Origin of the sequence: Sphingomonas sp. LH128 (genome assembly GCF_000293195.2) — a bacterium.
GTDB lineage: Bacteria > Pseudomonadota > Alphaproteobacteria > Sphingomonadales > Sphingomonadaceae > Novosphingobium > Novosphingobium resinovorum_A.
Map to the genome: position 1 here is coordinate 1 of NZ_ALVC01000641.1, position 7,976 is coordinate 7,976.

Here is a 7,976-nt window from a genome sequence, read left to right on the forward strand (position 1 = left end):
TCAACCGTAGCAATACCTTGCAGTTCTGCGGGTAAGCATGCGGATAGAAGCTATCGTCGCCCATGCCGTAGAGGATGCGATGGTGGTTTCCCAGTCCTTGGCAAGGCGGCGGCATCGGCCAAGCCATGCGAAGGTGCGTTCGACGACCCATCGCCGAGGGAGAACCTGAAAGCCCTTCGCCTTGTCCGAACGTTTGATGATTTCGATCGTCCAGGCACCCGAGCCGGTCAGGGCGGCACGAAGCTTGTCGCCGGCATAGCCTCCATCTGCAAAGACATGGCGCAGCCAAGGGAAGCGTTTTGCGTACGGACTTAAGGACATCGACAGCACCGTCGCGGTCCTGAATGTCGGCGGGGGGGGGGGGGGGGCCCCGCCGACGCAGTCGGTGGTGGAGGGGGACAGCATGCCGCCAATCCAGACGATCCGTCGCGCGCGCAAACTCCGCCGCACCATGACCCCGCCCGAGGTAATCCTCTGGCAACACTTGCGCCGCTCCCCAATGGGTCTGAAGTTCCGCCGCCAGCATCCAATCGGCCCTTACGTGCTCGATTTCTACTGCCCCTCCGCAAAGACCGGCATCGAAATCGACGGCATGATCCACGACATGGGCGAGAACCCCGAGCATGACCTCCATCGCGACGCCTGGCTGTGCGAACACGGCATCGCCATCATCCGCATCCCCGCCCGCGAGGTACTGCGCACACCTGAAACCGCCGTCGCCGCAATCGTAAGCACCTGCCAACGATAACCTGAATTGGAACCCGCCAGCCGCTCGCGAATTTCACCGCGACTATGGTTCCACGGGGCGTTCCACGCATGACCTTGCGCATTATCCTGCCGGTTCTGGCGGGCACCCTCGCACTCACCGCCTGCAAGCGCGAACGCTTCCAGCCTCCGCCCCGCGCCCACGACGAAATCCGGATCGAACCGCAGGCCTCGCTGATCACCGTCCCGGTCACGGCGGACCTCACCGAACTCGCCGCCGCGCTCGACCGGGAGATACCCCGCACCCTCTGGACCATCGACAAGCCCGGCCAGACTTGCGTGAAGTCGAAGCAAGTCGATCTCGGCATCACCACCCTCAAGACCCCGGCGCTCAAGTGCCGGATCGTCGGGGAGGTGACCCGCGGCCCGATGACTTTCGCCGGGCGCGGCAAGGAAATCCGCCTGACGATGCCGCTCCACGCCGTCCTGCGCGCCGAGGACATCGGCGGCATGCTCAAGCGCGAGACCGCAACCGCCGACGCCGTGGCGGAAGCCACCGTGCGCATCACCCTCGCCGACGACTGGACGCCGCGCGGCACCGTGGACATCCGCTACGACTGGACCAACTCGCCGCATGCGGAGTTCCTCGGCCAGCGCATCGACTTCACCGAAAAGGCCGACCGCAAGCTGGCGCCGGTGATCGCCAAGCTGGAGCGCGAATTGCCCGGCCAGCTCGGCCGCCTGCAACTGCGCCGCCAGGTCGAGCAGGCATGGAACTCGGCCTTCACCACCCTGTCGCTCAACCGCGAGAACCCGCCGGTGTGGATGCGCGTGAAACCCACCGAACTGCAGTACGGCGGCTACGAACTCGACGGCAAACGTATGCTGCTGCGCCTCGGCGTGAAGGCGGTGACCGAAACCTTCGTCGGTCGGCGTCCCGAAGATCCCGCGCCGACCCCGCTGCCGCCGGTCAAGCCGTTGCAAGCACAGGCCGGTCGCCTCGCCTTCTTCATCCCGGTCGTCGCCGATTACCATGAACTCGAACCGGTGCTGATGAAGGCGCTGCGCAAGCGCTCCACACGCCCCTTCACCGTGCCCGGCGTCGGCCCGGTGCGTACCTATTTCCACAAGGCCACGATCTACGGCATCACCGGCGGACGCATCGCCGTCGGCCTCGATTTCACCGCGCGTGACGAGGCGGGCAAGCTCGGTGCAACCAAAGGCACCGTCTGGATGACCGGCGTGCCCGTCAATGCCGAGGATTCGCGCCGGATCGGCTTCGAGGATTTCGAGGTCAGCGGCACCACCGACATGCGCGGCGGCGACCTGATCCTGCGCCTCGCCAACACGCCGGGCATGAGCGCGACGATCGCGGGCGCGCTGGCGCAGAATTTCGAGAAGGATTACGGCAAACTCCTGGGCAAGATCGGCCGCGCCATCGAGGACAAGCGCGAAGGCGACCTCGTCATCCGCGCCGAGGTAACCCGCACCCGCACCGGCCGCATCCAGGCGGCGGGGCGGGGGCTCTACCTGCCGGTCTGGGCGGACGGCACGGCGTCGATCACCGTGACACGCTGAACAGACATCATCACGGTTCGGCAACAAGCCGGCAGCATTTGCCACCTACCTCCATTTGCACAAGGATTGTGCATTATTGCCTAATATTTAGGCACGTCTTGGGAGGAAACATGAGCCTGCTCGCCGCTTTCGGTTTCATTGGCGCTCTCGCCGCCACCGCCGCGCCCGTACACAGCGTCTCCGTCGATCACCGTGGGAGCACTTACAGCGTGGACTACCGCGCCCGTGTCGAAACCAGCATGCGCACGATCGGTATCGCTCCGCCCGCCCGCCAGAGCACCCAGCGCTGCGTCATGACCGCGACCGTCTCGGTCGAGCGTGTCATCGCCGACGGCGGACACGCCCTGACCGCAGCGCTGCCCGGCAAGGAGACCTTCACCCGCCAGTTGCCCGGCGACTGCCGTAGCCGCGACGCCCAACTGGCCCGGCTCGTCGATGACAAGACCCCCGCCATCACCGCACACCTAGCCGAAGCGGCGAGCGCCGACCGCGAGCACGCCCTCGCTGCTATCGACGCCGCGCATCACTTCGCCGCGAACTGACGGACACTGCCGGGAAAGATTGCTAGATCAATCGGATGCGATATTTTCTCGGTATGGCCGTCGCGGTATGCGGCGGCCTCGTCTTTGCTGATGCCAACGCGCAATCGGCAGGTTCCACCGTATCCTTCGAGGCCGAAACCGATCACCGCGAACGGGGCTTGAGCGGAAGCGACGGCAAGGCCGCGCTCGGCGTCTCTGCCTCGGTGCCGGTCACCTACGATCTCGGAATAGACCTCGATGCCGTGACCTTGCGCGGCAGCGCACGGCACGGCGGCGCGGATATCGGTCTGACCCTGGCGCCGCGCTACGCTTTGCGCAGCGGGGGGTGGAACCTGTCCGCCGGGGTGCGTGGCAATGTCTTCGTCGGCCGCGCGGGCACCAGCTATGCCGAGCTGACCGGCGAGATCGCGCGCACGCTCGGCCCGGCGCAGTTGGTTCTGGGCGCCGCGTTCGCGCCCTCGCAGGATGCCATCGGCGGCAGCAACCTCACCCTCGACGCGCAGCTTTCGGCCAGCATACCGGGCACGCCGGTGACGCTCTACGGCGGTGTGGGCCACACCAGCGGTTCCTCCAACGGCGATCCGCGCGCGGCCCGCTTGCGACCGGGCGGCGACTACCTCGATCACCATGTCGGCGCCGAATACACCGATGCCAACTTCGCGGCGGGGCTGCGCTATTCCGGCACTTCGATCGGGAAGGACGAGGTCGATCCGCTCTCGCGCTGGACCGATCGGCATTACGGTTCGCGCGTGATGGCTTACTTGCGCTTCACGCCATGAACCTGCACGCCCTCTCCGATTGACCAGATGCGCGGCAGGGCGCCGGGCTGGCACTAGGCGACGACAAACGCACGGGAGAGCGCGATGAAGGCAGTCTGGTACAACGAGAACGGCGGCCCCGAGGTCATGCACTTCGGGGAGCAGCCGGATCCGGAAGTCGGCCCGCGAACCGTCCTCATCCGGGTCGAGGTCATCTCGATCGAGGGCGGCGACCTGCTCAACCGAATCCACACGCCGCCTGCGCACACGCCTTTCGTCCCCGGTTACCAGGCGGCGGGAACGGTGGCGGCGGTGGGCGCGGAAGTGACGCGCTTCGCCGTCGGAGACCGGGTGGTCGGCTTCAACTGGAGCGGCAGCCATGCCGAACTCTTCGCGGTGCCCGAAACTTACGCCTATCCGGTGCCCGAGGGGATGGACCTTGCCCTCGCGGCGGTGGTGCCGATCGCCTTCGGGACAGCCTACGATGCGCTGTTCACCTACGGCGGACTGGTCGCAGGCGAGACGGTGCTGGTCCAGGGCGCAGCGGGCGGAGTGGGCCTCGCCGCCGTGCAACTCGCATCGCAGGCGGGCGCTACGGTGATCGGCACGGCCTCCAGCCCGGAACGCCTTGCCCGAGTGGAACCTTTCGGCCTGACGCACGGCATCGACTATCGGCGGGAGGACATCGCCGCGCGGTGCAAGGAGATCACCGCGCGCAAGGGCATCGACCTTGCGCTGGATCTTGCCGGCGGGGCGGGCAAGGATGCTCTGGTCGAGGCGCTGCGCGGGCACGGCCGCTATGCCGTGGTCGGCGCGGCGGAAGGGACGTTGCCCAGCTTCGGGTTCTTCGAACTGATCCGCAAGGCGATGCAGGTCACCGGCATCTCCTTCGGCCGCGACATGCACACCCCGCGCGTCCACGCCCTGCTGGCGGACCTGTTGGCGAAAGTCCACGCAGGCGAACTGGCGATGCCGATCGAGCGGGAATTCGGCCTCGCCGAAGCCGTGGCGGCGCACCGCTTCGTTGCCGAGGGGCATCCGTTCGGCCGTGTGGTGATGCGGATTTAGCCTATCCTCCCCGAGACAAGCTCGGGGAGGAATGGTCACAGCGGATCGAATTCGAGGTGCAGCGACTTCAGAGCGCGCAGCACATACGTCGGCTCGTATTCGAACCGGCGCGCGCTCTCGGGGCCGTGGTGTTCCTCCGACAGTCGGATCTCGCCCATGCGTGCGAGCAGCCGCTCTATGCTGACCGCCACCTCGCGCCGGGCCAGCGGCGCGCCGATGCAGGTATGCGCGCCGCGTCCGAAGGCAAGGTGCTCCTTGATCCGGGGCCGGTCCATATCGAACCGTGCAGGATCGGGAAAGCGCGCCGGATCGCGGTTGGCGGCCATGTGGCTCATGAGGATCGGCGTGCCCGCCTTGATCTCGACCCCGCCCAGCGTCGTGGTCTTGCGGCAGAGCCGCCCCGCGCTCTTCACCGAGCCGTCGTAGCGCAGCAGTTCCTCGACGAAGTCGGGAATGCGCGCGGGATCGCGGCGCAGTTCGGTCTGGATGTCGGGGCGTGTGGCGATCACCTTGAAACCGTTCGCCAGAAGGCGGTTGGTGGTGTCCTGCCCCGCGCCGAACAGGAACGCCGCCAGCCCCGTCACGTCGACGAGCGAAGGCTTCGAGCCATCCGGATACGTGGCCTTCGCCAGTTCCCCCAGAATGTCCTCCCGCGCCAGCAAGGTGCGAAAAGGCCGCATCAGCGGATGACCGGCAATCCGTCGCCGCGCGATGAGGCCAAACAGTTCCTTGCCCACCGGGACCAGCGGGTTCTTCATCATCTCCTCGTGCGTGGCATCCATCGGCACGGGGATCGCCCCTTCCAGCAACTTGCGAAAACGAGCGCGCGTGGCCTCGGACAAGCCCAGCAGGTCGGAGATCACCAGCGCGCCGTAAGGCCCGCCGTACTGGCGCACGATATCGACCTGCCCGTCGCCGTGGAACTCGTCGATCAGCCCCTCCGCCGTGGCCGCAAGCCGGGGCTGCAACTGCTTCAGCCGGCTGGGCGTGAACAGGCGCGAGAGAATCGAGCGCAAGTTCGCGTGGCGCGTGCCCTGTTCGCAGACGATCTGGTCGGCGAAGGCGATATTGCTGCGATGGGCCTCCAGCTGGTCGCCGATGTCGTCGCCCTCCGGCACGAACGGCAGGTCGACCATGCCGCCGGTGACGCCGTTGATCTCCGAGAAATGTTCGGTGTCGAGCGACACCTGGACGACCTCCTCATAACCCACGACGGCCACCGCGCCGCGATGCGGTAGCCGCACGACAGGTCCCTGCGCACGCAGATAGTCGAAGTAGGCATGCGGATCGTCCACCAGCGCAATGTCGGTGTACCAGTCGGCCTTCTCGTAGGACACGCATCTCGCTCCCATACTTTTATGATCCTTTGTGTATCGTAAAATCCGATTGGGTCAAGCGGCGCACTGCGTGCTAGGAGCCGGGGCATGATCCCGCCTTCCCCCGCCCTGCCCCCTGCGCTCGACCTTGTCGGCATCGCGGTCTTCGCGCTGACGGGTGCCCTCGCCGCCGCGCAGCTGCGCCAGACTTTCGTGACCGTGGCCTTCTTCGCGCTGATCACCGGGGTCGGCGGCGGTTCCCTGCGCGACCTGCTCATCGGAGCGCCGGTGTTCTGGGTCCACGACCCGCTGGTGGCGCCGGTGTGCCTCGCCGTAGCGCTGCTCGCGTGGTTCACGCCGGTCCGCTGGTGGCGCGGACATATCCTGGAGTGGGCAGACGCGCTGGGCCTAGCGGTCTATGCCGTGTTCGGCACGATCAAGGCGCTGCATTGGGGCGTCCCGCCGGTCCCCGCGATGCTGATGGGGGTGATCACCGGCTGCATTGGCGGCATCGTGCGCGACGTGCTGGCGGGCCAGCCCTCGATCCTGATGCGGCCCGAACTTTACGTGACGGCAGCCGCGCTCGCCTCCGGGGTCGCTGCAGCAGGCATCGCCGCGGGCCTGTCCCCGGCGATGACCTGGGCGATCGCCGTCATCGCTGGCTTCGGGCTACGCGGTGCGGCGATCCATTGGTCGCTGGGCCTGCCGCTCCATCCGGGCGAGGATGATTAGGCCACCTTCAACCGCCGCCGCATCGCCGCTTCATCCATTCCTGCAGTGCCGCGCAGTTGGCTGAGGCGTACGCCGGTGCAGGTCATCTTGAACTGGGTGAAATCCTCGTACCATTCGAGGCCCGCCGCAGACTTGCCGCTGATCTCTTCCCACAGCGCGATCGTCTCCTCCCGCGTGCCCATGCCTTCGAGATACGCACCGTACGTCGAATTGCGGCCGTGCATCGTCTCGGACAACGTGCAGAACCAGGCGAGATCGTGCAGCGCGCCGCCGAGCGAGGGCTGTTCCCAGTCCATCACCGCGACGACGTGGAAGTCGTCGTCGAACATCATGTTGCCGATGCGCGCGTCGCCCCAGACGATCCCCTCGGGATCGTGGGCAGGCCATGCGCTCTCCAGCCTTGCCAGCGCATCGCGCAGCACCGGCTGCGGCGCGGTCTCCTCAAGCCAGGCGGTGAAGCGCTGGTACTTATCCCACTCCTGCGCCACCCCCCGCGCCGCCGCGCCTTTGCCGCCGAGGAACCCCGCGCTCGCCACCGGCACGCGCTGGATCGCCGCGAGTTGCTCGACCGCGCTGCGCCACACGCTGCGCCGCTGCTGCGGCGCGGCGTCGTGCAGCCAGCCCTCGCGGCCATAAGGCGGGATCGACACGGGCACGCGGCCCTGCTTCTTCTCCATCACGAAGAACGGATTGCCGAGGATCGACGGGTCCTCCTCGAACCACAGCGGCCTGGCGACGCGGACAAGTCCTTCGTCCGACAGCAGCTTCATGATCGCGTGCTGCTCGTCGAACAGGTTGTCCGGGAAGACGGTAAAGGTGCGCGGCTTGATCCGGACCACGCAGCCTTGCGTGCGCGGCTGCCCACCCTCGGTCCAGTGTGCATCGAACAGCACCGTCTCATGGCTCTGCCCGGCACCGCGCGGATAGGCGAGATCGGTGACGGCGATGCCGGTGGCGCGCGGCAAGCAACCGCCGAGCCAATGTTCGAGGCGTCCGGCCAGTTCGGCAAGATCCCGCGTTTCGGGGGCAACGATCACGTCAGACACAGGCTCTCTCCCACCCGGCGATGCCTGAATTTCGATAGCGCATATCGATAGTTCGGTATCGCGAATTTATTTTCGCGATAATTGATATGCTGGCAAGCTCGCGCGGTCAAGCAAGGCGCGCCTCGCCCGGGCGGGATTGCCGTCGCCCCGGATTCGATCCGGGACCGGTGGCGGTCTTTAGCTGCAGTTCATGCGGAAGGCATCGAAGCGACAGGCGGGCCGTTCACGGCC

8 protein-coding genes and 1 pseudogene are annotated in these 7,976 nt (G+C 66.9%); 6 read left to right on the top strand and 3 right to left on the bottom strand.

Annotated features, from left to right (window positions below):
* A pseudogene (locus tag LH128_RS30745) lies at positions 1–352 on the bottom strand (transposase); the annotation flags it as partial.
* Positions 353–403: 51 nt separating this feature from the next.
* Here LH128_RS30745 and LH128_RS30750 point away from each other — a divergent pair.
* The 5 genes from LH128_RS30750 to LH128_RS30770 all read left to right on the top strand — a co-directional run bounded on the left by LH128_RS30750 (position 404) and on the right by LH128_RS30770 (position 4,651).
* A complete protein-coding gene (locus tag LH128_RS30750; protein ID WP_008833596.1) occupies positions 404–748 on the top strand; it encodes an endonuclease domain-containing protein in 345 nt (114 codons plus the stop codon).
* Positions 749–816: 68 nt separating this feature from the next.
* Positions 817–2,283, top strand: a complete 1,467-nt coding sequence (locus LH128_RS30755; RefSeq protein WP_008833597.1) for a DUF4403 family protein — start codon at positions 817–819, stop codon at positions 2,281–2,283.
* A gap of 110 nt (positions 2,284–2,393) precedes the next feature.
* Positions 2,394–2,825, top strand: coding sequence for a hypothetical protein (locus LH128_RS30760; protein WP_008833598.1), 432 nt, complete (start codon positions 2,394–2,396; stop codon positions 2,823–2,825).
* 53 nt (positions 2,826–2,878) lie between these two features.
* Entirely contained in the window at positions 2,879–3,604 is a 726-nt protein-coding gene (locus tag LH128_RS30765; RefSeq protein ID WP_051211612.1) for a TorF family putative porin, read from the top strand.
* An 84-nt stretch (positions 3,605–3,688) separates the two neighbouring features.
* Positions 3,689–4,651 carry a quinone oxidoreductase family protein gene (locus tag LH128_RS30770; protein ID WP_008833600.1) on the top strand — a complete coding sequence of 321 codons (963 nt, stop codon included), beginning with the start codon at positions 3,689–3,691 and terminating at the stop codon, positions 4,649–4,651.
* Positions 4,652–4,686: 35 nt separating this feature from the next.
* On the opposite strand, the gene LH128_RS30775 is transcribed toward LH128_RS30770, so the two are convergent.
* Positions 4,687–5,988, bottom strand: coding sequence for a cytochrome P450 (locus tag LH128_RS30775; protein WP_327195337.1), 1,302 nt, complete (start codon positions 5,986–5,988; stop codon positions 4,687–4,689).
* An 87-nt stretch (positions 5,989–6,075) separates the two neighbouring features.
* Between LH128_RS30775 and LH128_RS30780 the strand changes: the two genes are divergently transcribed.
* Positions 6,076–6,699, top strand: a complete 624-nt coding sequence (locus tag LH128_RS30780) for a trimeric intracellular cation channel family protein (RefSeq protein WP_008833602.1) — start codon at positions 6,076–6,078, stop codon at positions 6,697–6,699.
* Here LH128_RS30780 and LH128_RS30785 read toward each other — a convergent pair.
* The gene (locus LH128_RS30785) at positions 6,696–7,745 is read right to left on the bottom strand and encodes a phosphotransferase family protein (protein ID WP_172705226.1); all 1,050 of its coding nucleotides are present in this window, start codon (positions 7,743–7,745) and stop codon (positions 6,696–6,698) included. The two genes, LH128_RS30780 and LH128_RS30785, sit on opposite strands and share 4 nt — an antisense overlap.
* Positions 7,746–7,976 lie beyond the last annotated feature (231 nt).

What these genes read in the sequence shown, in the direction of transcription:
- LH128_RS30760 (WP_008833598.1), top strand. Translation starts at nt 2,394, where the DNA reads ATGAGCCTGCTCGCCGCTTTCGGTTTCATTGGCGCTCTCGCCGCCACC.
- LH128_RS30755 (WP_008833597.1), top strand. Translation starts at nt 817, where the DNA reads ATGACCTTGCGCATTATCCTGCCGGTTCTGGCGGGCACCCTCGCACTC.
- LH128_RS30770 (WP_008833600.1), top strand. Translation starts at nt 3,689, where the DNA reads ATGAAGGCAGTCTGGTACAACGAGAACGGCGGCCCCGAGGTCATGCAC.
- LH128_RS30750 (WP_008833596.1), top strand. Translation starts at nt 404, where the DNA reads ATGCCGCCAATCCAGACGATCCGTCGCGCGCGCAAACTCCGCCGCACC.
- LH128_RS30780 (WP_008833602.1), top strand. Translation starts at nt 6,076, where the DNA reads ATGATCCCGCCTTCCCCCGCCCTGCCCCCTGCGCTCGACCTTGTCGGC.
- LH128_RS30765 (WP_051211612.1), top strand. Translation starts at nt 2,879, where the DNA reads ATGGCCGTCGCGGTATGCGGCGGCCTCGTCTTTGCTGATGCCAACGCG.